The 23880-nt window shown below is 39.0% G+C and carries 29 protein-coding genes and 1 pseudogene; 25 read left to right on the top strand and 5 right to left on the bottom strand.

The window, feature by feature from the left end; all coding sequences use genetic code 11:
• Positions 1–18 precede the first annotated feature (18 nt).
• From srtD to AC6CHV_RS06880, 16 genes and pseudogenes are all read left to right on the top strand, one after another.
• Positions 19–606, top strand: a complete 588-nt coding sequence (gene srtD, locus AC6CHV_RS06955) for a class D sortase, LPxTATN-specific (protein WP_498078435.1) — start codon at positions 19–21, stop codon at positions 604–606.
• Between the two features lie 187 nt (positions 607–793).
• Positions 794–1075 carry a late competence development ComFB family protein gene (locus AC6CHV_RS06950; RefSeq protein ID WP_341332969.1) on the top strand — a complete coding sequence of 94 codons (282 nt, stop codon included), beginning with the start codon at positions 794–796 and terminating at the stop codon, positions 1073–1075.
• A 3-nt stretch (positions 1076–1078) separates the two neighbouring features.
• Positions 1079–1783, top strand: coding sequence for a phosphoribosyltransferase family protein (locus AC6CHV_RS06945; protein ID WP_498078434.1), 705 nt, complete (start codon positions 1079–1081; stop codon positions 1781–1783).
• A gap of 63 nt (positions 1784–1846) precedes the next feature.
• On the top strand, positions 1847–2083 hold the full coding sequence (locus AC6CHV_RS06940) for a hypothetical protein (protein ID WP_498078433.1): 237 nt from the start codon (positions 1847–1849) through the stop codon (positions 2081–2083).
• On the top strand, positions 2080–2385 hold the full coding sequence (locus AC6CHV_RS06935) for a hypothetical protein (protein ID WP_498078432.1): 306 nt from the start codon (positions 2080–2082) through the stop codon (positions 2383–2385). The genes AC6CHV_RS06940 and AC6CHV_RS06935 overlap by 4 nt, the downstream gene beginning before the upstream one ends.
• A gap of 139 nt (positions 2386–2524) precedes the next feature.
• On the top strand, positions 2525–2932 hold the full coding sequence (locus AC6CHV_RS06930) for a TIGR03826 family flagellar region protein (protein WP_341332967.1): 408 nt from the start codon (positions 2525–2527) through the stop codon (positions 2930–2932).
• 72 nt (positions 2933–3004) lie between these two features.
• Positions 3005–3265, top strand: a complete 261-nt coding sequence (gene flgM / locus AC6CHV_RS06925; protein ID WP_498078431.1) for a flagellar biosynthesis anti-sigma factor FlgM — start codon at positions 3005–3007, stop codon at positions 3263–3265.
• A 20-nt stretch (positions 3266–3285) separates the two neighbouring features.
• Positions 3286–3768, top strand: coding sequence for a flagellar export chaperone FlgN (locus AC6CHV_RS06920; protein WP_498078430.1), 483 nt, complete (start codon positions 3286–3288; stop codon positions 3766–3768).
• A gap of 142 nt (positions 3769–3910) precedes the next feature.
• Positions 3911–5461 (top strand): flagellar hook-associated protein FlgK, encoded by a 1551-nt coding sequence (flgK, locus tag AC6CHV_RS06915; RefSeq protein WP_498078429.1) that lies wholly within the window; start codon positions 3911–3913, stop codon positions 5459–5461.
• Positions 5462–5470: 9 nt separating this feature from the next.
• The gene (gene flgL / locus AC6CHV_RS06910) at positions 5471–6349 is read left to right on the top strand and encodes a flagellar hook-associated protein FlgL (protein ID WP_498078428.1); all 879 of its coding nucleotides are present in this window, start codon (positions 5471–5473) and stop codon (positions 6347–6349) included.
• 42 nt (positions 6350–6391) lie between these two features.
• Positions 6392–6982: a DUF6470 family protein gene (locus AC6CHV_RS06905; protein ID WP_498078427.1), complete on the top strand. Its 591-nt coding sequence runs from the start codon at positions 6392–6394 to the stop codon at positions 6980–6982.
• Between the two features lie 17 nt (positions 6983–6999).
• On the top strand, positions 7000–7443 hold the full coding sequence (gene fliW, locus AC6CHV_RS06900) for a flagellar assembly protein FliW (protein ID WP_498078426.1): 444 nt from the start codon (positions 7000–7002) through the stop codon (positions 7441–7443).
• 11 nt (positions 7444–7454) lie between these two features.
• Positions 7455–7688, top strand: coding sequence for a carbon storage regulator CsrA (gene csrA / locus AC6CHV_RS06895; RefSeq protein ID WP_498078425.1), 234 nt, complete (start codon positions 7455–7457; stop codon positions 7686–7688).
• 199 nt (positions 7689–7887) lie between these two features.
• On the top strand, positions 7888–9201 hold the full coding sequence (locus AC6CHV_RS06890; RefSeq protein ID WP_498078424.1) for a flagellin N-terminal helical domain-containing protein: 1314 nt from the start codon (positions 7888–7890) through the stop codon (positions 9199–9201).
• Between the two features lie 342 nt (positions 9202–9543).
• Positions 9544–9657: pseudogene (locus AC6CHV_RS06885) on the top strand (flagellin); the annotation flags it as partial.
• Positions 9658–9702: 45 nt separating this feature from the next.
• Positions 9703–9864, top strand: coding sequence for a hypothetical protein (locus AC6CHV_RS06880; protein WP_498078423.1), 162 nt, complete (start codon positions 9703–9705; stop codon positions 9862–9864).
• Between the two features lie 190 nt (positions 9865–10054).
• On the opposite strand, the gene AC6CHV_RS06875 is transcribed toward AC6CHV_RS06880, so the two are convergent.
• Positions 10055–10909, bottom strand: a complete 855-nt coding sequence (locus tag AC6CHV_RS06875) for a DNA endonuclease (RefSeq protein ID WP_498078422.1) — start codon at positions 10907–10909, stop codon at positions 10055–10057.
• 151 nt (positions 10910–11060) lie between these two features.
• Here AC6CHV_RS06875 and flaG point away from each other — a divergent pair, with 151 nt between their 5' ends.
• The 4 genes from flaG (at position 11061) to fliT (ending at position 13937) form a co-directional block, all read left to right on the top strand.
• Positions 11061–11423 (top strand): flagellar protein FlaG, encoded by a 363-nt coding sequence (flaG, locus tag AC6CHV_RS06870; protein WP_498078421.1) that lies wholly within the window; start codon positions 11061–11063, stop codon positions 11421–11423.
• Positions 11424–11438: 15 nt separating this feature from the next.
• Positions 11439–13013, top strand: coding sequence for a flagellar hook-associated protein 2 (locus tag AC6CHV_RS06865; RefSeq protein ID WP_498078420.1), 1575 nt, complete (start codon positions 11439–11441; stop codon positions 13011–13013).
• A gap of 172 nt (positions 13014–13185) precedes the next feature.
• Positions 13186–13587, top strand: coding sequence for a flagellar export chaperone FliS (fliS, locus tag AC6CHV_RS06860; protein WP_440272716.1), 402 nt, complete (start codon positions 13186–13188; stop codon positions 13585–13587).
• Positions 13587–13937 (top strand): flagellar protein FliT, encoded by a 351-nt coding sequence (fliT, locus tag AC6CHV_RS06855; protein WP_498078419.1) that lies wholly within the window; start codon positions 13587–13589, stop codon positions 13935–13937. The genes fliS and fliT overlap by 1 nt, the downstream gene beginning before the upstream one ends.
• 105 nt (positions 13938–14042) lie before the next feature.
• Here fliT and AC6CHV_RS06850 read toward each other — a convergent pair whose 3' ends face one another.
• Both AC6CHV_RS06850 and fdhA read right to left on the bottom strand, forming a co-directional pair.
• Entirely contained in the window at positions 14043–14462 is a 420-nt protein-coding gene (locus AC6CHV_RS06850; protein ID WP_498078418.1) for a heme-binding protein, read from the bottom strand.
• A 27-nt stretch (positions 14463–14489) separates the two neighbouring features.
• Positions 14490–15707 (bottom strand): formaldehyde dehydrogenase, glutathione-independent, encoded by a 1218-nt coding sequence (gene fdhA / locus AC6CHV_RS06845; protein ID WP_498078417.1) that lies wholly within the window; start codon positions 15705–15707, stop codon positions 14490–14492.
• A gap of 167 nt (positions 15708–15874) precedes the next feature.
• Between fdhA and AC6CHV_RS06840 the strand changes: the two genes are divergently transcribed.
• The 5 genes from AC6CHV_RS06840 to prfB all read left to right on the top strand — a co-directional run bounded on the left by AC6CHV_RS06840 (position 15875) and on the right by prfB (position 22984).
• Positions 15875–16234, top strand: a complete 360-nt coding sequence (locus tag AC6CHV_RS06840; RefSeq protein ID WP_341332952.1) for a winged helix-turn-helix transcriptional regulator — start codon at positions 15875–15877, stop codon at positions 16232–16234.
• Positions 16235–16695: 461 nt separating this feature from the next.
• Positions 16696–17253: a ribosome hibernation-promoting factor, HPF/YfiA family gene (gene hpf / locus AC6CHV_RS06835; RefSeq protein WP_121445788.1), complete on the top strand. Its 558-nt coding sequence runs from the start codon at positions 16696–16698 to the stop codon at positions 17251–17253.
• A gap of 543 nt (positions 17254–17796) precedes the next feature.
• Positions 17797–18864 (top strand): diguanylate cyclase, encoded by a 1068-nt coding sequence (locus AC6CHV_RS06830; protein WP_498078416.1) that lies wholly within the window; start codon positions 17797–17799, stop codon positions 18862–18864.
• Between the two features lie 186 nt (positions 18865–19050).
• Positions 19051–21561: a preprotein translocase subunit SecA gene (secA, locus tag AC6CHV_RS06825; protein WP_341333590.1), complete on the top strand. Its 2511-nt coding sequence runs from the start codon at positions 19051–19053 to the stop codon at positions 21559–21561.
• A gap of 321 nt (positions 21562–21882) precedes the next feature.
• A protein-coding gene (gene prfB / locus AC6CHV_RS06820; protein ID WP_498078415.1) for a peptide chain release factor 2 occupies positions 21883–22984 on the top strand; the annotation gives its coding sequence in 2 pieces (ribosomal slippage) (positions 21883–21954 and positions 21956–22984; 1101 coding nt in all).
• Positions 22985–23171: 187 nt separating this feature from the next.
• Here prfB and AC6CHV_RS06815 read toward each other — a convergent pair.
• The gene (locus AC6CHV_RS06815; RefSeq protein ID WP_121445792.1) at positions 23172–23330 is read right to left on the bottom strand and encodes a Fur-regulated basic protein FbpA; all 159 of its coding nucleotides are present in this window, start codon (positions 23328–23330) and stop codon (positions 23172–23174) included.
• Positions 23331–23363: 33 nt separating this feature from the next.
• Positions 23364–23495, bottom strand: coding sequence for a hypothetical protein (locus AC6CHV_RS06810; RefSeq protein ID WP_440272722.1), 132 nt, complete (start codon positions 23493–23495; stop codon positions 23364–23366).
• Positions 23496–23880: the final 385 nt, after the last annotated feature.

Raw genomic sequence — 23880 nt, 5'->3', positions numbered from 1 at the left:
ATATGGTGGTGGTTTCCAGTGAAAAAGGTTGTTTATACGTTTGCGCTTTTGTTAATCATCGGTGGAGTATCATTGACAGGTTACTCGGTTTTTCAAATTTGGGATTCAAATCAAGCACAAAAAGAAGCATTGGTTCAGGCGGAGGAACTTATTTCAACGAATCCTGTAGAGGAAGAAGCAAAGAAGGATATGGTAATTCCAACTTTTGAAAAAGGCGAGACAATGGGAGTTTTAGACGTTCCAAAGCTTGGTGAGAAAATGCCAATTATCGAGGGAACGGATGAGGATGAGCTGGCAAAGGGTGTGGGGCATTATCTCGGCACCGCGCTACCTACGCAAAATGATCAAATCGTTCTATCCGGTCACCGCGATACAACTTTTAGACGATTTGATGAGCTTGAGATCGGTGACACTTTTGTTGTGAAAATGCCATACGGTGATTTTACCTATGAAATTGTGGACACAAAAATCGTGGATGCGGACGACCGGACCATCATAAAATCAACGGCCCCAAATGAGGAGCTTGTAGTGACAACCTGTTATCCATTCGGATACATTGGAAACGCGCCACACCGCTTTATTTTCTATGGAAAAATGGTGAATTGACCTTGTGACCCCTAAGCCGGACGGAATCTGGCATAGGGGTTTTTGGATAGGTCCAAAGTATAGTTTTTCAAGCGTTTAAAAGGAATATTACAAAGTGATGTCAAATTAATGGAGGAGGACAAAATCATTTCCAATTTATGTTTATCATGTAATAATGAAAAAAGATAAAGAGAATGGAGAGGTTCATATGAAGGTTTTTAATGCAATGGAGCCATTAGTAGCTGAAGCGATTAATGATAATTGGTCTGAATTTAACCTGCCTTGTAAATGTGAACAGTGTAAAAATGATGTATTTGCCCTCACGCTTAATAATATACAGCCGCGTTATGTCTCGAAAGATAGTGGTATGGCGTATGTTCGTGCTCAATATTTTAATAAACAAATGATGGCTAATATCTATGTGAAAATCGCAGAAGCCGTGAACATCGTAGCCAAAAATCCTCAATGCGCTAATTTTCAAAGGAACTAACCGATGTCTACATGTATACTTTGTCATCAATATTTTGAAGAAGTGGATTCATGGGCATCCTTGTTTTCTCTAGTAGAACCTGATCCACTTTGTTCTACTTGTAGTGAGAAATTCGAAATCATAGAAGGTGAACTTTGTGAATGTTGCGGACGACCTTTTTTGGGTGTGGCAGATGAATATCGCGAAGGAAACCTCTGCTATGACTGCGTTCGGTGGGACCAGGATTCTCGTTGGCAGGGTGTCCTCACAAAGAACCGGTCGATTTACCTCTATAATGACTTTGCAAAAGATGTGATCTCCCTCTATAAATTCCGCGGTGATTATGTAATTTCTTCCATCTTTAAAACCCCTCTTAAAAAAGCTTTCCACACTCATTTTAATTCTTCCCATCTTGTTGTTCCCATTCCATTAAGTGACGAGCGATTGTATGAACGTGGATTTAACCAGGCCAAGGCGCTAGCAGCATTGTTAGATGTGCAGGTACATGAAATGCTTGCGAGGACTCACCTTGAGAAGCAATCGAAAAAGAGCCGTTCCGAGCGAATTCTTGCCGAAAATGTATTCCGTGTGACTGGAGAGGTTCAGGGTAAAGAAATTTTGTTAGTGGATGATATTTATACAACGGGATCGACGCTGAGGCATGCGGGGAAAGTGTTGCTAGAGGCCGGGGCGAAATCGGTCTCCGCTTTGACTTTGATGAGGGGGTAAGGAATATTATTGATAAGAAGAAAATGTTATAATCAAATTAACAAAAAGTAAGGAGTGATACTAATGAAGCCACTTAAAATTGAAGATCAAGAATTAAAAAAGGCTATATCTTCAGGGGATTATTATTTGGAAGTTGGGAAACGAAAATTTTTGTTATTTGAAGTAGAAGAAGTCACTAATTCTAATGTTTACCATGTAACTAATGAAGAAGAAAAAAAACAATTATTGAAAGCCTTAAATGAAGACAATCCAATATTATCAAGTGAAGAAGTTACTAGATTGTTGGAGGGGAAAAGTTGAAAATTCGTTGGAGAAATTCAGCAGCTCAATCTTTAATTGAGCTAGATAATTGGCGAATATCGATGGACTTACCTAAGATAGGAATGATCCTAAAAGACAATATAAACAGTTACTTTAATGAACAGGATTTTACCTTCTATATACCAGGCAAAATTGTATTAATAGATGGTTTGCCTGTTGAACTTAGAATGGTGTTATTGTCAGTAGGAAGATCCGAACCTTATAAAGTATTTTATCGCATTAGATCCGGTCAAGTTGAAATATTCTTAGTACAACACCCACGTCAAAAGCCCCTTACATAAACTACAAGAAACCACCCACAATAAATTTTTCAAATACTACTTTATATGAGTTATTTCATTTCAAAAAACTTTCACTATAAACTCCTTTAAAACCACCGATATAATAGATAGAAAAAAGGTGATCGAGGAGAGAGTTAAAATGGCAGAACTAGCGAATTGCCCAAATTGTGGCAGTGTTTTTGTGAAAACGAATCTACGTGATGTTTGTGAAACATGCTATAAAGAAGAAGAAATCGCATTCGAAACCGTTTATACGTTCATTAGAAAAAAAGAAAATCGGACAGCTACCATTTTTGAGACCTCAGAGGGCACGGGTGTTGATGAGGAATTAATCATCAAATTTATTAAGACAGGCAGATTGCGTCTGGCGCAATTTCCAAACCTTGGATATCCTTGTCAAAAATGTCGTACTATAATTAGGGAAGGAAATTTATGTGATGAATGTGTAAATGAACTTCGCAGTGAATTATCAACTTTCGAAAAAGAGCAGAAACGAATCCAGGAACTACGAAATCGTGAAAAAAGAACGTATTTTGTTGATAAATAATCTAAACTTTTTCATGTCGCTGCCGATATTATTAAAAAGAAATAAAGTTCGGATAGAAAGCGAGGTTTTACAATGAAAATTAACCAGTTCGGACCAGTCGGAATGAATCCATATAAGAAACAGATGAACAAGGTTGCTGCTACAGAAAAATCAACTCAGACAGACAAAGTCGAGATTTCTTCTGCTGCAAAACAGTTACAAGAAACATCACCTATAACCGTTGAACGCCAGCAAAAGGTTGAAGCCCTAAAGCAACAAATACAAAGCGGTACATATAAAGTGAACGTAGAGGACGTTGCGAAGAGCGTTTACGATTTTTATTTTAAAAAGTAATGTAAAAAAGGAGGGTCATTATGTCAGCTGAAAACTTAGTCTCAACACTCAAAAAGATACTTATTTTACATCAAAACCTATTGAAGCTGTCCGAGCGAAAAACAGAAATTCTGAAAAAAGGCGACATCGATGCCCTCAACGAACAAATGAAAGAAGAACAAAAATACATTTTAGCGATCAGGCAAATGGAAAATGAACGGATGACCATTGTTGATAAATGGCTTGGACCACGAGTTCAAGAGAAGACATTATCAAAATGTATCGAAGTTGCTGAAGACCCAATTCGTTCGGAGTTGATGGAATTACATGAGGACCTTCTTAAAGTAACTCAAGAATTAAAAGCAGTTAATGAGCTAAATCAGCAGCTCACACACCAGTCACTGCAGTATGTGAACATGTCGTTGGACATGTTACTGCCACAGGAACAAACCGCTACTTACGGAAACCCAGCGGGTACAAAAGAGAAAAAGCAAACACGGTCGATGTTTGATTCGAAAGCTTAAACTATTCAGTGGTGGCTTACCGAGAATAAGTAAAGGCCTTCGGCGGATGCCACAGATTTTTAAAGGAAACTTTTCGAGCAAGCTCGAAAAAATCTGGGCGCAAATACGCCAAGGCGCATTTGATTTATTGGAGGATGGAAAAATGGTATCAACCTTTCATGGACTAGAAACAGCACGCCGTGGCATGATGACCCAGCAGAGTGCATTATATACAACTGGACATAATATTGCGAATGCGAGCACACCTGGCTACACAAGACAGCGGGTCAACTTCACCCAGACAACTCCATATCCATCTCCTGGTCTAAATGCACCCAAATTTCCAGGTCAGCTTGGAACAGGTGTTGAGGCTGGTACGATTCAACGTGTGCGTGAGAGCTTTATAGACGCACAATTCCGGGGTGAGCAAACGAAAACCAGTTACTGGGGAACACGCGCAAGTGCCTTAGGAAAGATGGAAGAAATAATGAACGAGCCAACGGAAACGGGTCTTGCAAACACATTGAACCAGTTTTGGCAATCTCTGCAGGATTTAGCCGCTAACCCAGAAGACCAAGGTGCACGTTCGGTTGTGCGCCAGCGTGGTGAAATGGTGGCAAACACGTTCAACTATCTATCAAACTCATTAACTGCGATAAAGGACGATTTTGGCAAGCAAATCAGTGTAACTGTGAAAACAGTAAACTCGCTTTCTGACCAAATTAGTAAGATTAATAAGCAAATCTCCGAGATTGAACCGGTTGGATATTTGCCAAATGATTTATACGACGAACGTGATCGGTTAATTGATGAGCTTTCGAAGTATGTTGAAATTAAGGTTCATCCACCAAGAAGCAGCGGTGGTGATTCATTACCAGTTGCCGAAGGAATCTTAGATATTTCAATCGTTGGTGAAAACGGGACTGAGACGAAACTGATAGATGGAAGTAATTTTAAAAAGCTCTCAGTCGTACCAGCAATCGATTCAGATGGTGATGGAGTAAATGATCAACCAACGGGTCCTGTTACAGGATTTCAATTAGATGGACAAGCTGTTCCATTTATTCGTAGCGGAGAAATGAAGGCATTAGTTGAAGCATACGGGTATATGGAAAACGGCGAGGAAAAAGGCATTTACAACAAAATGCTAGATGACTTGGATAAAATGGCATATTCGTTTGTCACACAGTTCAATGCTGTGCATAGTCAAGGGTATACGTTGAAGACTTCAACAGATGAAAGTAATTCAGGTGGCGACTTCTTTGAACCGTTTAACAATGGATATAAAAACGCAGCAGCAACAATAAGCGTTTCTTCTAACATAGACAATTTAAGTAATATCGCTGCTTCAAATGCACCTGGGGAATCAGGGAATGGCTTGAATGCTACAAATCTAGCAAATGTAAAGAACACTGATTTTAGTAATATACCAGGTTCAGAAATTAAGGCAGGTAGTATTCAATCGTTCTACGAATCTCTTATTGGATCAATGGGAGTAGACTCTCAGGAAGCAATCCGTATGGCGGATAATGCGGCAGTACTGAAGGATTCTGTAGAGAACCGCCGTCAATCTGTTAGTGCGGTCTCATTAGATGAAGAAATGACGAACTTGATCAAATTTCAGCATGCCTACAACGGGTCTGCAAGAATGATTACAGTACTCGACGAAATGCTTGATCGAGTCATTAACGGCCTAGGAACTGGTGGAAGGTAGGTGTAAAAAATGCGCATAACACAATCGATGCTGACAAATAACATGTTACGAAATCTAAGCAACAGCTATGAAAGACTTGGAAAATACCAGGACCAATTAAATACACAAAAGAAAATCACAAAGCCTTCTGATGATCCAGTAGTGGCAATCAAGGGAATGCGTTATCGTACAGACCTTAAGGAAATTGAGCAATATCAGCGCAATCTATCTGAAGCTTACACTTGGATGGAGTCAGCCGATGATGCGATGGATAAAATGACGCAGGCACTTCAGCGGGTAAGGGAGTTGACTGTGCAGGCGAGTACAGGAACGAATGGACCTGATGAAAAGGCTAATATCGCAGTTGAGATTGAGCAATTAAAAGAGCATATTGCAACGATTGCGAATACGAAGGTTGGGAATAAGTTTATTTTCAATGGTACAAATACAACAGAAGCACCGGTTGATTTAGCTACTACTACTATTTCAATGTCAAATGCAGATGTATTGCTCGAAGTTTCTAAAGGGATACACATGAATGTGAATGTAAAAGCTAAGGACCTTTTACAAGGCAGTAATACAAATGATATCTTTACCGAACTTGATAATATAATTAATGATCTTAACTCTGACGGAGATGTAGGAAAATATCTAGATACAATAGATTCTCATGTATCCAATGTCGTAGCAAATCGTGCAGATTTAGGAGCAAGATATAACCGCATAGAACTCATTGATGAACGACTAGGTTCGCAAGAAGTGATTGCAACTAAGATTATCTCTGAAAATGAAGATGCTGAAATGGAAAAAGTGATTATTAACTTAACAACAGCGGAAGCAGTACACCGTGCAGCTCTTGGAGTAGGCGCAAAAATTATGCAGCCAACACTTATGGACTTTTTACGTTAAGCTATCTTTTTAGGAGATAGCTTTTTTATTAGAGGTGAAACTATGGAGTTAGCACAAATACGATTAGAATCACAGAATGCAAAAATAGGTATGCGAACTATAAAACCAGTACAAGAGATCAAGCAACCTAAAGCGGATTTATCAATCGAACAGCCAAAGGCCGAGGTGAAGATAGAAACTACACCGGGAAAGCTGACAATTGATCAAACTGAAGCATGGGCAGATATGGATTTAAAGCATATTTCTCGTCGTATCGCGGAGGCAGCCGACAAAGGGTACCAAGATTCACTCGAAGGAATTGCAAGACGAGCACAAGAAGGCCAAGAACTCATGACAATAGAGAATGGTGGAAATCCAATCGCACAAATTGCCAAAAGAAATAGCGAAGGACCAGAGCTCCAGTTTAACGTAGGATGGATACCATCTCACTTTAGTGTTAAGACTAATTATGTTCCAGCCGAGGTAGACATTGAAGTGGATGTTAAAAAACCAATTATTAATGTCGGGATTAACAAACCAATTCACGAATACACTCCTGGAAAAGTAAATATTACTTTGGACCAAAAACAATCATTGAAAGTTGATTTTGCTAATTTAAAATATATCGGTGTAAACTACGAGCAACAGATTTAAAAAAAGGTTGGGAAGAAATGAAAATTGATACGAAATATCATGGTGAGATACATATAGAAGAAAAAGATATAATTACGTTTGCTAATGGAATACCTGGATTTTTAGAAGAAAAGAAATTTATCTTTTTACCCTTTGGTGAGGATACAGGTATTTCAATTATGCAATCTGTTAGTAATGCTGGACTAGCCTTCGTTGTTACTAACCCATTTCTCTTTTTAAAAGAATATGATTTTACAATTGACGATCAAGTGGTTGAACAGCTCCAACTCGAATCAGAAAAAGATGTTACGGTTTATGTAATACTAACCGTTCAAGATCCATTTGAAAATACAACAGCGAACATGCAAGCTCCTGTTGTTCTAAATTCAAAAAAACAATTAGCTAAGCAAGTAATTTTAACAAATACTTCATATCAAACAAAGCATTCGATTTTTGAAAAAGGAAAAGTATCGGCTAAATAGGAGGTGGGAGTATGCTTGTATTAACTAGAAAGATCAATGAATCAATAAAAATCGGTGATGATATTGAAATTACAATATTATCTGTGAGTGGAGAACAAATAAAAATTGGAATAGAAGCACCAAAACATATTGAAATTCACCGGAAGGAAATCTATCTCGACATACAAAGTGAAAACAACCAAGCCTCCCAAACTTCCATTGATTTATTAAAACAGCTGAATATCAATTTAAAGACTACCCGTTAATCTATAAACAATAGCGGGTATTTTTATTTGCAAAATTTTGTAGAAATAAATATAAAAATCTATTAAACAATTACAAAACATGTCGATATAAAGGATGTAAAACAAATAAGTACAAAAGGCGGCCGACTTTTGTACTATTTGTAAATATATTAAATTCCACAAGGATGTGGGATTACAAACATTCAAGGAGGAAAAAGAAATGAGAATTAATCATAATATTGCGGCGTTGAATACTTATCGTCAATTGAATAGTGCTTCAACAGCTCAATCAAAATCAATGGAGAAATTGTCTTCAGGTCTTCGTATAAACAATGCAGCAGATGATGCAGCAGGTCTTGCAATCTCTGAAAAAATGCGTGGTCAAATTCGTGGATTGGATATGGCTTCTAAGAATGCACAAGATGCAACATCTTTAATTCAAACAGCAGAAGGAGCTTTAAACGAAACAGAAAGCATTCTTCAACGTATGCGTGAATTATCAGTTCAATCTTCTAACGATACAAATACTGATTCTGACCGTAAAGAAATTCAAAAAGAAATCAGTCAGTTAAAGGATGAAGTAAATCGTATTTCAACTGATACTGAGTTTAATACTAAGAAATTATTAAACGGTAGTGTTGGTACATCAGCAAACATTGATGGAACAAATACATTAAAATTTAAACCTTTAGAAGTGGTAGATTCAGAACTAGCAGCTGACACTTATACAGTGAAAACTGCAAATGCTGCAACAATTGGTGTAGATGTAGAAACAAATACAACTGGAATTTTAAGTGATGGTACTGAGTTTACTATGACAAGTGGAAATATTTCTGGATTAGCACTTGGGGATTACACTTTAGAAGTAACTGAGGCTGCTGGTGGTAAATTTGACTTTGCTCTTAAAGATGAAAATGGAGCTATTGTAGCTTCTGCAGCGGGAAAAGACAATACAGCTGATGTTGTTTTATCTAATGCTAATGATGCAAATATCAAATTTACAATTGCTTCAGGTGCAAACTATCAAGAAGGTTCAATGACATTTAACTTAAATGCAGAGTATGCTAGTGCATCAGATTTCGCTATCACTAATACTGCTGGAACTACAACTTACGATTCAGCAGCTAACTTGAAAATTACTGATAATGAATTTGAAGCAGGCGGTATCCAATTCAATATGACAGTGGATACAGCTCTAGTTGCAGATACAACGGGTACCAAAATCAAGACAACAAATAATGCTCTAAACATGCACATTGGTGCTAATGAAAATCAAACGATGAAAGTTGATATCAACAAAATGGATACAGAAAGCCTTGGTATCAAAGATATTGATGTTTCTTCACAAAAAGGTGCTGAAAGTGCAATTACTGCTGTAAATGATGCTATCACAAAAGTTTCAGCGGAACGTTCTAAACTAGGTGCTTTCCAAAACCGTCTTGAGCATTCAATTAATAACTTGAACACATCTTCTGAAAACTTAACTGCTGCGGAATCTCGTATCCGTGACGTTGATTATACTTTAGCTGCTTAAGGGGCAGTAACAAGTACAGTCGTCCTAGCTGGTAACGGCTAGTGATTATGATCGGGTGAATTGCTGGAAAACCCTTAGAGCTTTTCTAACCACAACGTAGTTGGAAACAACAAGCGTGATGGTCTGAAAAAAGAAAAGATTGGGCAATCAGCAGCCAAGCTCCTGTCTCGAAAGAGTGGAGAAGGTTCAACGACTAGGATAGACCATCTAAGGCGAAATGCAGCTATGATGATGAAATCCATAGGTGAAGCAATGGTCATCAGCATTGTGAATCCGAAGTGCCCGACCCCTATAGAGGGTGAAGATATAGTCTAGTCATTTGTGAAAGCAAATGTTCGCACGATGGCGAAAGAAATGATGAACCAAACTAAGAATTCTATTCTTTCTCAAGCAGCACAAGCAATGTTGGCTCAATCTAATCAAATGCCTCAAGGAGTATTACAACTCTTGAGATAATGATTGAAGGGCGTCTAGCTTGGTAACAAGCTAGAGGATAACTGGGTGAATTGCTGGAACTTCCTAAAGCTTCATCAACCACAACGTAACTGGAAACGGTCAGCGAAAAGGTTAGAAAATGATGAGGATGAAACAATGGATAATCAGCAGCCAAGCTCCTGTGAGGAAACTCTGGAGAAGGTTCAACGACTAGGGAAAACGGTCTAAGGCGAGAGCTATGGCTATGAATCTCGTAGGGCAGCAAATGCTGTTCGAAGTGCCCAGCTCCATAAAGATTATGGATGAAGATATAGTCTATTCTGTCATCGAAAGATACAGTCGCAAAGCAAGCGAACCAACAACCACAAGGAGTTTTACAACTTCTTCGTTAATATATTTTCATTAAAGATGGCTACCATTAAAGGCGGCCATCTTTTCTTAATTCTTTTAATTTGTAAACTATTGACCAATAAGATCTATTTAAACATTCTGCTATAACCCTGTCTTTTTCTCCATTCAATTTCAATTGAACTATTTTTTGAATTTCAGTTTCTGTATAATTCTTATTTCTATCACTATTGGAGGAAAGAACTTTATAACCTGGATATTTTTTTTGATAGATTTCTGTTTCTTGTTGAAGCCGCCACTCCCAATTAGTTTTATAGTACATACTTTGGCAAGTAGCGGTGATTGGGGATATTCTTTTTAGAAAATTGTATGTATTGTCTGTTGAAGTGAGCCTTAAGATGTGCCCATATCCATCTCTGCGTTTGTTAATTGCAAATTTTATTTGAAAGGTTTTTTCAATATGGTTATTAAGTATTTGTAATTGGTTAAGTTGAAAGTTTTGCAAATACAGAAAAACATTTGGAGTTAAATATATAATCTTTTTATTGTGGTTTATTCTTGAGGTAATTGAGAGAGTTCCATCGTCCATGTAAATAATAGCTAAAAAGTGTAAAAGTGTACACTTAGATAATAATTCAATTGGTATAACTTTTTCTCCAGAAGGATTGTAGAAATGTGGATATAATTCAGTAAATAGAGGCAGTGATTTTGACCTTAATGTATTGCTCTTAGGTGTGATGTACAATAAATCAGGAATATATGACATCTTCCATTTTCGATAGTCTATTTGTTTGATACCAAAATGTTCACGGTAACTATTATTTTTACTTCTGGAGCCTTTATACAACTTTGTTATTTCACCATCTCCAATAATACTTCCAATTAGTACATTTTGTTGAATATCTGTAAGATTGTAAAAATCCATCGTATCCCCTCCCTGTACATATTATACCAAACGTACGTTCCTTGTATAAGAGGTAAATTAAAATAATGTAGAACATAATGAAGTTAGCTTAATATTTTTTTTATCATACCGATATAACTAATAAAGGCCCGTTCGTTTAGGAGGAAATTAAATGTCGATCGATAAAATCTCTTCTAGTACAACGATGAACTTCAACACAGACTATTCTCAATCTAATAAGTCATATGAATCTGAATTCAAAGGGACTACCCTGAGTGACACGGAACCAGCCCTTTCGTCCCAAATAAACTCAAAAGATAATGTCCAACAGGTCATTGATAGCCTTAATAAATTTTTAGAACCAAATAATACTTCCTTGAAGTTTGAGCTTCACGAGCAATTAAACGAATACTATGTGACAATTGTGAACAATGATACACATGAGGTGGTACGTGAAATCCCTTCTAAGAAAATACTAGATATTTATGCTGCAATGACTGAATTTCTTGGTTTTGTGGTAGATAAAAAGATTTAAAGGTGGTGAGCCCCCATGAATATGAGAATTGGTGGATTGGCAAGTGGAATGGATATTGATCAGATTGTTACTGATTTAATGAAGGCTGAGCGTATTCCTTTAAACAAGCTCAATCAACAAAAACAAATCTATGAGTGGCAACGTGATCAATATCGCGATATGAATAAATTGTTGGCAGAACTGGATACGCTGGCGTTCGATATGACATTACAACGAACTTATCAAACGAAAACAGCAACTAGTTCGAATCCAAGCGCTGTTACAGCAACTGCAAATACTACAGCATCGAATGGGAATTATAAAATTAAAGTTGACCGGCTAGCAACAGCCGCAACACGAGTTAGTCAAACTGGTATTTCTGCCGCAGGTACAAAAATTGACCCCAATAAGGCATTAAATACACAATCCTTTGCAGGCGGTAATGATTTTAGTGATTTTACAATCGTCACATATAATGAGGATGGCACAAGAAAAGCACCTGTAACGTTTGAAATTGATCCTAGTAAAGATACACTAAATACTGTTTTAAAAAAAATTACAGATTCCGATTTAGGAGTACGTGCATTCTATGATAGTACCTCTGATAAGGTGGTCCTTGAACGTACAGTTACTGGTGATTTTAATAAAACAGAAGATAATACCGAATTTTTAGGAGCAGAGATTGGGTACAACGGTACTACGGCCAGCTTCTTAGCGAATACATTACAAATAAAAGCGGGTAATCAGGATCCTGTAACTGGTAATTGGACAAAAAATGAAACTGGCGGTACCAATGCGAAATTCACCTATAATGGAGTCTTGACGGTTGAGCCAACTAAAAATGAATATACAATAAACGACCTTACATTGAAATTCAATGCAGTTACTACTGGCGAAGAGACGATTTCAGTTTCTCAAAATACCGAAGATGCCTTCGATAAAATCGTTAAATTCGTTGATAAGTACAATGAAGTCATTGAAAAAATTAATAGTAAACTCGGTGAAACTCGATACCGTGATTATCATCCGTTATCCGATGAAGAACGCGAAGGAATGAGCGATAAGCAAGCTGAAAAATGGGACGAGATGGCTCAAAGTGGTTTGTTGAGGAACGATTCTATTTTATCCAGTGGCCTTAACCAAATGCGAATGGACTTTTACTCACCTATCTCTGGCCTTAAAGAAGGATTTAGTCAATTAGCTGAGATTGGCATTAAAACTTCATCTAACTATTTGGATAGAGGAAAGTTACTGATCGACAATCCTGATAAATTGAAGCAAAAGCTGGCAGAAGACCCAAATGCAATCTATAAAATGTTTTCTAGTGATGGTGCATCCTATGAAGACAAAGGGATTGCTAGACGCCTAAGAGATTCAATTAAAGGAACGATTACAAATATTGAATCTAGGGCAGGGAAATCTACCATGACAAACCAGCAGTTTACGATTGGTAGAAATTTAACAAATATAGATAGCCAAATCAACCGATTCGAAGACCGTCTCATGCAAATCGAAGATCGCTACTGGCGTCAATTTACAGCGATGGAAAAAGCAATTCAACGTGCGAATCAACAATCCGCATACCTCATGCAGAACTTTTTCAGTGGATAACAAAGTGAAACTTCATCAGTGAGGGTGATTTTCAACCCACACAGATTGTTAGTTGAACCAATAGGACCTTTATGGGCCGTTATCTCCCACTACTCATCTTTATTGGATTCCAAAGTTTTGAGGTGGGGGATATACTGCCCGTTAAGAGTGGGATAAAAGGAGTGTAACGTAAATGGCAATTGGAAATCCGTATCAAGCATATCAATCAAACTCAGTTACAACTGCATCACCAGGTGAGCTTACGTTAATGCTCTACAATGGTTGTTTGAAATTCATTAAACTCGCTCACAAAGCGATTGAAGAAAATAATATTGAAGCAAAAAACACAAATTTGCAAAAGGCGCAAAACATTATCCGTGAGTTCATGGTCACGTTAAACATGGATGTGGAAGTATCCAAAAACATGATGGCGATGTATGACTATATGAATCGCCGCCTAATGGAAGTAAATCTTAAGAATGACCTTGAGATTTTGGCTGAGGTAGAGGGACTTGTAACAGAATTCCGTGACACATGGAAGGAAGTTATTCAACTTAATCGTCAACGTCAACACGGTCAAGGTGGACAAATCTAGTGAATCCGGTAAATAGTCTGTACCGCATTACAAAGGAATTACATGGCATCTTGTTGGAACCTGTTCCACAGGAAAAACGTGATGAGGTCATTGAAAAAATTACGGGTCTCCTTGATGAAAGGGAGCAGCTAATATCAAAAGTAAAACCCCCTTTCACCGAGGAAGAGGGGAAACTTGGTGCTGAAATTGTTCAAATGAATGTATTTATAGATAGTAAACTAGATCGTCTAAAAAAAGAGATCCAAATGGATATCGCCAATCAAAAAAAGCGAAAAGTAACAACAACCAAATACGTCAATCCTTATCAATCTGCACCTTCTGACGGAATGTTCTTTGATAAGAAGAAATAGTTTGCCATCTGGAAAAGGTGGCTTTTTTCTTTGACGTAATTTACTCAAAATGAGAATAGCAATAATAGTGGGACGCGGGACCTGTCCCTATGTCCCACCAATTTATTACAGATTTACCGAATTATTAAACGCTTTTACAGCAGCCTCCGCCACTTGAACATCATGAGGAACTGAACTACCGCTTACTCCGACAGCTCCTACAACTTTTCCGTCAATCTCAAGTGGGATCCCACCGCCGAACACGACAAGGCGTCCATTGTTTGTTGTATTCAATCCATAAAGTTCTGCTGCAGGAACCGTTGCATCTGCTAAGTTTGCTGACGGCATTTTTAATGCAACTGATGTCCAAGCCTTGTTTTGGGCTATGTCAATGCTCGCTAACCAAGCATCATCCATCCGGTGAATCGCAATCAGATTTCCACCCTCATCCACGACTGAAATCACCATGGAAACGCCGATTTTATTGGCTTCTTCTTCCGCACCTGCAATGATTTTTTTAGCTAAATCTAATGTGATTTTACCCATAATAATAGCCTCCTTATTTTAAAATACTTATTTATTCAACATTCCATGAGGGTCAATGACAAATTTCTTGGAAGCACCTTGATCAAATTCTGCATATGCAGCTGGTGCTTGATCCAAGGAAATCAGTGTTGCATTTACCGCTTTGGCAATTTGTGCTTTTCCACTAAGGATCGCCATCATTAAGTCACGGTGATATTTCATTACTGGAGTTTGGCCCGTTACGAAAGTATGTGCTTTCGCCCATCCAAGTCCCAGTCGAACTTTTAACGTACCGATTTTCGCATCCTCGTCTACTGCACCTGGGTCACCTGTAACATATAATCCTGGAATACCAAGTCGACCTCCGGCACGGGTTACTTCCATAATGGAGTTCAAAACAGCAGCAGGCGCTTCACCAGCGCCAGCACCATGCCCGTGGGCTTCAAAACCGACACAGTCAATGGCACAATCTACCTCTGGCACACCTAAGATTTGTTCGATTTGCTCGCCGAGGTCTGGATGCTCTCTAAGGTTTACAGTTTCACAGCCGAAACTTCTCGCTTGTGCAAGACGCTCCTTGTTTAAGTCACCAACAATTACAACCGAAGCGCCTAGAAGTTGAGCAGAATGCGCTGCAGCTAATCCAACGGGGCCAGCTCCCGCAACATATACAGTAGAACCAGGCTTTACGCCAGCACTCACCGCACCATGATAGCCTGTTGGGAAAATATCAGATAGCATCGTTAAATCAAGGATTTTTTCTAAGGCTTGATCTTTATCTGGAAACTTCAGCAACTGGAAGTCTGCATAAGGAACCATTACATACTCGGATTGCCCACCGACCCAGCCTCCCATGTCGACATATCCATAAGCGGAGCCTGGACGGTCTGGGTTCACATTTTCACAAATATGTGTGTTCTGTTCTTTACAACTACGGCAACGACCACACGCAATATTAAAAGGTACGGAGACAAGATCTCCTTTTTTAATAAATTCGACATCGCGTCCTACCTCAATGACTTCACCCGTAATTTCATGTCCGAGAACAAGCCCCGATGGAGCCGTCGTCCGACCACGAACCATATGCTGATCACTTCCGCAAATATTAGTGGTAACAACTTTTATAATGACCCCATGGTCACACTTACGACCAACATTTAAAGGATTTACTCCCGGTCCGTCTCTAAGAATCAAATCTGGGTAGCTAATATCTTCAATCGCTACACGTCCAGGACCTTTGTATACTACAGCTCTGTTTCCTGCCATTTTTCCTTCCCCCAATCTCCTTTTGATAGAGTTAATTCCCTTGAATTTGAATATTCTCTACCTTACATCTAGTCTAAAAAATAAATCTTTTGTTTGGAAGAACGCACTTTTTTGTGAGAAGATTACCTTAAGGATACTTTTGAGCCAGTGAGGAGGAGAAGTATTTAATGGATGATTTACGGAGGGAAGTCAGAAAGAAACTTGAGAATGGTGAATTTAATTGTGAAAAGGAATTGACATTATCCATTATTAGCGGCAAATGGAAAATTACGATTATTTACTATTTAGCAACTGGTGGTCCATTACGTTTTAGTGAAATTAAACGATTATTTCCGAAAATAACGCATAAGGTGTTAACGACCCAGGTTCGAGAGTTGGAGGAAGATGGCATTGTTCATCGGAAAGTATATCCCGAAGTTCCTCCGAGAGTGGAATATTCATTGACAGATTTAGGTCAAAGCCTAATGCCGATTGTTTTCATGATGTACGATTGGGGAAAACAAAATATCAAATCGTTTACTAATTAAGGTAAACGCTGGTAAAAAATAAATAGTTGGACATACTACTACTGAAGAATTCTTCAAGCAATCCCATCTAAGAAACCACACAAGTTCCATTCATAACTCACCTTAGACATGCATATATTTTTACACCTACACATAATGTTTACAAATTCACATTACTAGCAGGAAAAAAGGATAACGGGGACGATTTTATCCATTTTCTGGTGGGACAAGGGACCTGTCCCTGTGACCCAACCAAGGCGCATCCGTGACCCACGGGGATAGCTTTGTTTGTGTAAACATTGTTTACAATTTCACAATTTCTCCATATTTATTTTACAAAAAAGCAGGAATTGGGGAGGGGTGTGTAGAATTAGTTAATATAACCTTAATTTAAAAAGGGTTATATTGTTACACAGGTTGGTTACCCTAAAAAGGGTCTTGGCTGTGTCCAATGCATTAGAGTTAAAAGGAGGAGTTCATGTATGAATTACAACGTTCGTGGTGAAAACATTGAGGTAACTCCAGCATTGCGAGAGTATGTTGAGAAAAAGGTAGGAAAGCTTGAACGCTATTTCGATGGCACTCCAGATGCAAAAGTAAATGTTAACTTAAAAGTAAATAATGCGAAGGACCATAAAATAGAGGTTACGATTCCGATGACACAGCTTGTGCTTCGTGCGGAGGAGTCTAATGAGGATATGTATGCAGCGATTGACCTTGTGACTGATAAGCTTGAACGCCAAATCCGCAAGCATAAAACAAAAGTCAACCGTAAGCTTCGTGAGAAAGGCTCTACTCGCACTCTGTTTGAGAATGGCGGGGCAGCTACTGCTACTGCGGTTCAGGATATCGAGGACGAGGATTACGAATTAGTTCGTACCAAGCGTTTTGATTTGAAACCGATGGATAGTGAAGAAGCGATTCTTCAAATGAATATGCTTGGCCACAATTTCTTTGTTTTCACAAATGCGGAAACCAATACAACCAATGTCGTGTATCGTCGTAAAGATGGTAAATACGGAATCATTGAACCTAACTAATAAAACTAACTTACGAGTGCACAGTCTGAATTCAGACTGTGCCTCTTTTATGTAGGCTGTGTTAAATGTCGATGTTGAACCTTATATTTTGTTGATTGGAGTGGAAGGTACGAGATCCTCGAAAATGCTGGCATTTTCTTCGTGCGGTGTAGTTTCAAGGAAGCAAATTCAACGTCCTGCGGGAAAAGCGTGTCCAAGGGAGACCCCGCAGGAGCATAGCGACTTGTCCAGTTGCAGCGGCTAGAAACTCGAGAAATTTCAACTCCTCCTTCAGAGGCAAAATACGCCTCTTTGTCGGAGTTTCCAATTTTCTCGTTGCTGTGCAAGCCGCCTCCACATTCGTTAAGGAGGCTTCCGGACCGCCCGCGGAAAGCGAGTACCTGCAGCGGAAATCAACACTATTAATTAACAGAGCCTTTATGTAAAGGACATTCCTACCATACTAAAAAATAGGGTAAATCCCCCATGGCCAAATACTCCCACAACATTGATAATAAAATTGAGGGACAACCCTTACTAAATGATTTTAAAGCAGGGATCTAAATGACAACTATCCTACAACCTACTCTTTCAAATATTGCAATTATCTTATTTCTATATATGTGTATTAGTCTATTAGTATCCAACCGAAAATCCATTCACAAGTATCTTTTCTCAGCGAGTATTCTTATTCTTACCGCGACTTGTGTTATTTTTCTGTTCTATTTGCCGATCCGTTTTGAAGGCTATCAGTTCGATCTCCGCCTTGTGCCATTGGTGGTTTTTTCACTTTTGCTGGGGTGGAAACATGCGATTCCTATCCTAATCATAACGGTTAGCTGGAGGCTTGGCATGGGTGGCGTGGGAGCTATGCCAGGCGTGGTATTTGGTATGGTATTACCTGTGTTGCTGGCTCTTCTTTTTCATAGAAAAGATCGAGTCATGCCAAAGCCGTATACCCTGTTCATTTTAATCATAGCCAGCTGGCTCATCTCGGATGTCCCGATTATCTTTCTCGTACCAAATGGATTAGAGATTTTCAGTGAAATCCATCTTGTTCGGATGATTGCCCTACAGGTATCAGCATTTATCCTATATTTTTTCATTAACCTACTTAATCAAGAAATTGAGTTGAAACGAAAGCTTCGATTTTATGCAGAACGTGATCCTCTTACAGGCCTATACAATATGCGCTGTTTCGAAAGTCGCGTTAAGAAAGTCTCAAACCAACGTAAAAAATACATTGTAATGATTGATATCGATCATTTTAAAAAAGTTAATGACACGTTCGGCCACTTAAATGGCGATTCTGTTTTGAAAAATGTCGCACAAACCTTGTATAAAAAAGTTCACCCCTATAAATCGATACTTGGAAGATATGGTGGGGAGGAATTTATTTTACTATTAGAGGCAGAATCAAAAGAAAAGCTGATGAATATCGTTTCTGATATTCGTAGCGGGATTGAGTCAACGCCGTTTTGGGCAGATAACAAAAAGCTATCTATTACCGTATCAATCGGTGTTTCTGAACTGAAAGACCCGGATCACCTTTATCACGCCATTGAAAAGGCGGACAACTCCCTCTATGCGTCTAAGCAAAATGGCCGGAATCAAATCAGTTATGCGATATAAGTATCTCGTTAAGTGCGGGGTACTTTTTGATTTGGCTTGCACTAAGCACCTCGTGCATCTCGATTTTGTCGAATCCCCTCACATCACGAAACTCGATAATATTTTACCCTTGTCCCTTTTAGTGGTAAAATGGATGATATACATAATCCCGTAATGAATGAAACTTACGATAGAGGAGCGTACATGATGCTTGGAATTTTAAACAAAGTTTTTGATCCAAACAAACGCACAATCAAGCGCTTGGAAACACTTGCAGATAAAATTGAGGCCCTTCATCCTGAGATGGAGAAGCTTTCTGATGAAGCCCTTCGCAACAAAACCGAAGAGTTCAAGGAACGATACCAAAAAGGTGAAAAACTTGATGATTTACTAGTTGAAGCTTTCGCTGTTGTTCGTGAAGGTGCAAAGCGTGTGTTGGGTCTGCACCCATACCGCGTTCAGTTAATGGGGGGGATTTCCCTTCATGAAGGAAATATTTCTGAGATGAAAACAGGGGAAGGTAAAACATTAACTTCCACTATGCCTGTTTATTTAAATGCGATCACTGGAAAAGGCGTTCACGTTGTCACTGTCAACGAATACCTTGCAAGCCGTGATGCGCACGAGATGGGTCAACTTTATGAGTTTTTAGGTCTAAGTGTTGGGTTAAACCTTAACTCCATGTCCCGTGATGAAAAAATTGAAGCATACCGTGCTGATATTACGTATGGTACGAACAATGAATTTGGTTTCGACTATTTACGTGATAACATGGTCCTTTATAAGGAACAAATGGTGCAACGTCCGCTTTATTTTGCCGTTATTGACGAAGTTGACTCAATCTTAATCGATGAGGCGCGTACACCGTTAATCATTTCCGGTTCTGCTCAAAAATCAACAGCACTCTACGTTCAAGCGAACGGATTTGTGACAACTCTTAAAAAAGAAGAAGACTACACCTATGATGAAAAAACAAAAGGTGTTCAACTCACTGAAGAAGGAATTTCAAAGGCTGAGCGTGTCTTCGGTATTGAAAACCTATTTGATATTTCGAATGTAGCGTTGATTCATCACATCAACCAAGCGTTAAAAGCGAATGCGAGTATGCACCGTGACATTGACTATGTAGTTGAGGAAGATCAAATCGTCATCGTTGACCAATTCACAGGTCGTCTCATGAAGGGACGTCGTTATAGCGAAGGCCTTCACCAAGCAATTGAGGCGAAAGAAGGCGTCGAAATTCAAAACGAAAGCATGACGCTAGCAACGATTACATTCCAGAACTACTTCCGTATGTATGAGAAACTTTCTGGTATGACGGGTACGGCAAAGACTGAGGAAGAAGAATTCCGCAATATTTACAATATGAATGTTGTTGTGATTCCAACGAATCGTCCGATTGCCCGTGATGACCGTCCTGATTTAATTTATAAATCCATCGAGGGCAAGTTCCGCGCGGTTGCTGAGGATATTGCAGAGCGCCATGCGAAGGGACAACCTGTCTTAGTTGGTACGGTTGCGATTGAAACATCTGAAATTATTTCGAAGTACTTATTGAAAAAAGGCGTTAAGCATAATATCTTGAACGCGAAAAACCACGCTCGTGAAGCTGAAATCATTGAGCAAGCTGGTCAACAAGGCGCGGTAACCATCGCGACAAACATGGCTGGTCGTGGTACGGACATCAAGCTTGGCGAGGGTGTTAAGGAACTTGGTGGACTTGCGGTAATTGGTACTGAGCGACACGAGAGCCGTCGTATTGATAACCAGCTTCGTGGACGTGCAGGTCGTCAAGGGGACCCAGGGGTAACACAGTTCTATCTTTCAATGGAAGATGAACTTATGCGCCGTTTCGGTTCCGACAATATGAAAAATATGATGGAGCGCCTTGGCATGGATGATTCCCAGCCAATTCAAAGTAAGATGGTCTCCAGAGCGGTTGAATCTGCGCAAAAACGCGTTGAGGGCAACAACTTTGATGCACGTAAACAACTTTTACAATATGACGATGTTCTTCGTCAGCAACGTGAGGTTATTTATAAACAGCGTTATGAAGTTCTTGATTCTGAGAACCTTCGTGATGTTGTCGAAAATATGATTAAGTCTTCGCTTGATCGTGTCATTCACGCTCATACACCAAAGGATGAAGTAGAAGAAGACTGGAACTACAAAGGAATCGTTGATCATGTGAATGCGAATCTTCTAAATGAAGGTGACATTTCAATTGACGACCTTCGTGGAAAAGAACCTGAAGAAATGTCCGAGCTCATTTTTGAAAAGGTTAAAGTACGCTATGATGAAAAAGAAGAGCAAATTGAGCCTGAGCAAATGCGTGAATTCGAGCGTGTTGTCGTGCTTCGTGCTGTTGACAGTAAGTGGATGGATCACATTGACCAAATGGATCAGCTTCGCCAAGGTATCCATTTACGTGCGTACGGTCAAAACGACCCACTTCGCGAATACAACTTCGAAGGCTTTGCAATGTTCGAAAACATGATTGCTTCCATTGAAGACGATGTTGCGAAGTTTGTAATGAAGGCGCAAATCCGCAGCAACCTTCAGCGTGAAGAAGTGGCGAAAGGCCATGCTGTTCAACCAAAAGAGGGCGGCGAAGAAAAGCCAAAAAAACGCCCAGTACAAAAATCCGTTGACATCGGCCGTAACGACCCATGCTACTGCGGAAGCGGCAAAAAATTCAAAAACTGTCACGGTCAATAAAGATATAGAGACTTCCCAAATTGGGACAGAGGGACAGGTCCCTTGTCCCAGATATCAATAATGAAAAAGGTGAGAGCCAACTCTCACCTTTTGTTTCGAAAAAAATCAGAGACTAAACCTAAAAAAATGAGTAAGATAATGAAGTAGGAATCATGATATAACTTTTTCAGTAGGGGATTAAAATCCCCACTGAATAAAGTTATAGCCTCTGGCGGATGCCACAGATTTTCAAAGGTAATTTTTCGAGCAGGCTCGAAAAAATCTGGGCGCAAATACGCCAAGGCGAATTTGACTAAATGATTACATCTTGGAGGAAAAATTATGGAATTAGTAGAAATTAAGCACGAACTTGATAAAATGGCTAAGAAATTAGCGGGTTTTAGGGGGTCTCTTTGACTTAGAGGCCAAACAAGCGCGCATCACCGAGCTTGACGAAATTATGTCAATGCCCGACTTCTGGAATGACCAGAATGCTGCCCAAACTGTCATCAACGAAGCAAATGCATTAAAGGATCAAGTCAATGAATTTGTGAATTTAAACGATTCATATGAGAATCTGGAGCTCACCTATCAACTTGTGAAGGAAGAGCCTGATGCAGATTTGCAAGCCGAGCTAGACGAAGAAATTCAACAATTGTCTAAAAGCTTAAGTGATTTCGAATTACAGCTCCTGTTAAGCGAGCCTTATGATAAAAATAATGCAATTCTAGAGCTTCACCCAGGTGCAGGTGGTACCGAATCACAGGACTGGGGCTCCATGCTTCTTCGTATGTACACTCGTTGGGCCGAGAAAAAAGGCTTCAAGGTGGAAACAATGGACTATCTTCCAGGTGACGAAGCTGGTATTAAGAGTGTGACTCTTTTAATCAAAGGACACAATGCCTACGGCTATTTGAAGGCTGAAAAAGGAGTACACCGCTTAGTTCGTATTTCACCGTTCGACTCATCAGGCCGTCGTCACACATCATTCGTGTCATGTGAAGTAATGCCAGAGTTTAACGATGATATCGAAATTGACGTGCGAAGTGAAGATTTAAAAATCGATACGTACCGTGCGAGTGGAGCGGGTGGTCAGCACATCAACACCACCGACTCAGCTGTTCGGATCACTCATCTCCCAACAAATACGGTTGTAACGTGTCAAACTGAGCGTTCACAAATCAAAAACCGCGAACAAGCAATGAAAATGTTGAAGTCTAAGTTATACCAGCTTGAGATTGAAAAACAACAAGCCGAACTAGACGAAATCCGCGGTGAACAAAAAGAAATCGGCTGGGGCAGCCAAATCCGCTCCTATGTCTTCCACCCATATTCCATGGTAAAAGACCACCGCACAAATGTAGAGGTTGGTAATACTGGAAGTGTAATGGACGGCGAGATTGACTTGTTTATTGATGCATATTTGAGATCGAAATTGAATTAATAAGTGGAGAGGGGCAGCCTTGTGGCTGTCTCTTTTTTTGAGCGGAAATTTGCTATCAGCCATAAAAATAAAATAACGGCCATAAATGAAAATTATCGTCCATAACCCTTATGCTAACGGCCATAAATTCGATTTATCGGCCATAAGCAGGTTCGATGCGCCACTGATCATGTAAAAGGAACGAAGGTCATTCACGGTCGTATATTAATTTATACTCATTTTCAAGCTCTCTTAAAGTCAATTCATAAAGATGCTTTTCATTTTTTTTATAAATTCCTTGTTTTATCAACTTATTAATTAAAACCTTCTTTTTTGACTGACTAGCTTTTCGCAGTAGATTTCCCATTTTAACACCTCTATCTAGTAAAAAATATGTAAGTCATTCATTGTGTTTATTTTCATTGATTCGAGTATGATATTTACTTATCTGTTTAAAAACGATATTCAAAAGCCAAATAATCATAACGGCACCCAAGATATATGTACCAAGTAAGTTAACGACAGTCATCATAAATTACCTCCACCATTTGTCCTTTTCCAATTCATAGAAAGGCACAAAACAAATTTTGACTCCTAACCTCCAACTCTTGTCATTATATACAATCATACCTTTAAAATTTGTCGATTCATCTGCAATTCACAACTCTTAAATGAATTGTTAAATTTCGTTAATAAAAGAAAAACTTGTAATGATTCATACCCCTTGTCATTTCTATAAAAATAAGCCCAACATCACCTAAATACTTTCAATCTTATTTGTATCAATCAATGAGTGACAGTTAAAAATGACCTGTGATAAAATAACCATAAGTGAAAACTGTCAAAAATAGTAGAAATGACTCAGAATATGACGAAAGAACTGCATTTTAATATCACATATATCTTTGGCTACACCC

The sequence above is a fragment of the Ferdinandcohnia sp. GQ5 genome, assembly GCF_059759275.1.
Note: the sequence above shows the minus strand (reverse complement) of the source record. Positions and strands in the feature narration are given on the sequence as shown.

Excerpts from the sequence above, each read along its gene's own strand:
- AC6CHV_RS06950 (WP_341332969.1), top strand. The coding sequence starts at position 794 with ATGAAGGTTTTTAATGCAATGGAGCCATTAGTAGCTGAAGCGATTAAT.
- AC6CHV_RS06945 (WP_498078434.1), top strand. The coding sequence starts at position 1,079 with ATGTCTACATGTATACTTTGTCATCAATATTTTGAAGAAGTGGATTCA.
- AC6CHV_RS06940 (WP_498078433.1), top strand. The coding sequence starts at position 1,847 with ATGAAGCCACTTAAAATTGAAGATCAAGAATTAAAAAAGGCTATATCT.
- AC6CHV_RS06930 (WP_341332967.1), top strand. The coding sequence starts at position 2,525 with ATGGCAGAACTAGCGAATTGCCCAAATTGTGGCAGTGTTTTTGTGAAA.
- flgM (WP_498078431.1), top strand. The coding sequence starts at position 3,005 with ATGAAAATTAACCAGTTCGGACCAGTCGGAATGAATCCATATAAGAAA.
- AC6CHV_RS06920 (WP_498078430.1), top strand. The coding sequence starts at position 3,286 with ATGTCAGCTGAAAACTTAGTCTCAACACTCAAAAAGATACTTATTTTA.
- flgK (WP_498078429.1), top strand. The coding sequence starts at position 3,911 with ATGGTATCAACCTTTCATGGACTAGAAACAGCACGCCGTGGCATGATG.
- flgL (WP_498078428.1), top strand. The coding sequence starts at position 5,471 with ATGCGCATAACACAATCGATGCTGACAAATAACATGTTACGAAATCTA.
- AC6CHV_RS06905 (WP_498078427.1), top strand. The coding sequence starts at position 6,392 with ATGGAGTTAGCACAAATACGATTAGAATCACAGAATGCAAAAATAGGT.
- fliW (WP_498078426.1), top strand. The coding sequence starts at position 7,000 with ATGAAAATTGATACGAAATATCATGGTGAGATACATATAGAAGAAAAA.
- csrA (WP_498078425.1), top strand. The coding sequence starts at position 7,455 with ATGCTTGTATTAACTAGAAAGATCAATGAATCAATAAAAATCGGTGAT.
- AC6CHV_RS06890 (WP_498078424.1), top strand. The coding sequence starts at position 7,888 with ATGAGAATTAATCATAATATTGCGGCGTTGAATACTTATCGTCAATTG.
- AC6CHV_RS06875 (WP_498078422.1), bottom strand. The coding sequence starts at position 10,909 with ATGGATTTTTACAATCTTACAGATATTCAACAAAATGTACTAATTGGA.
- flaG (WP_498078421.1), top strand. The coding sequence starts at position 11,061 with ATGTCGATCGATAAAATCTCTTCTAGTACAACGATGAACTTCAACACA.
- AC6CHV_RS06865 (WP_498078420.1), top strand. The coding sequence starts at position 11,439 with ATGAATATGAGAATTGGTGGATTGGCAAGTGGAATGGATATTGATCAG.
- fliS (WP_440272716.1), top strand. The coding sequence starts at position 13,186 with ATGGCAATTGGAAATCCGTATCAAGCATATCAATCAAACTCAGTTACA.
- AC6CHV_RS06850 (WP_498078418.1), bottom strand. The coding sequence starts at position 14,462 with ATGGGTAAAATCACATTAGATTTAGCTAAAAAAATCATTGCAGGTGCG.
- fdhA (WP_498078417.1), bottom strand. The coding sequence starts at position 15,707 with ATGGCAGGAAACAGAGCTGTAGTATACAAAGGTCCTGGACGTGTAGCG.
- AC6CHV_RS06840 (WP_341332952.1), top strand. The coding sequence starts at position 15,875 with ATGGATGATTTACGGAGGGAAGTCAGAAAGAAACTTGAGAATGGTGAA.
- hpf (WP_121445788.1), top strand. The coding sequence starts at position 16,696 with ATGAATTACAACGTTCGTGGTGAAAACATTGAGGTAACTCCAGCATTG.
- AC6CHV_RS06830 (WP_498078416.1), top strand. The coding sequence starts at position 17,797 with ATGACAACTATCCTACAACCTACTCTTTCAAATATTGCAATTATCTTA.
- secA (WP_341333590.1), top strand. The coding sequence starts at position 19,051 with ATGCTTGGAATTTTAAACAAAGTTTTTGATCCAAACAAACGCACAATC.
- AC6CHV_RS06815 (WP_121445792.1), bottom strand. The coding sequence starts at position 23,330 with ATGGGAAATCTACTGCGAAAAGCTAGTCAGTCAAAAAAGAAGGTTTTA.
- AC6CHV_RS06810 (WP_440272722.1), bottom strand. The coding sequence starts at position 23,495 with ATGATGACTGTCGTTAACTTACTTGGTACATATATCTTGGGTGCCGTT.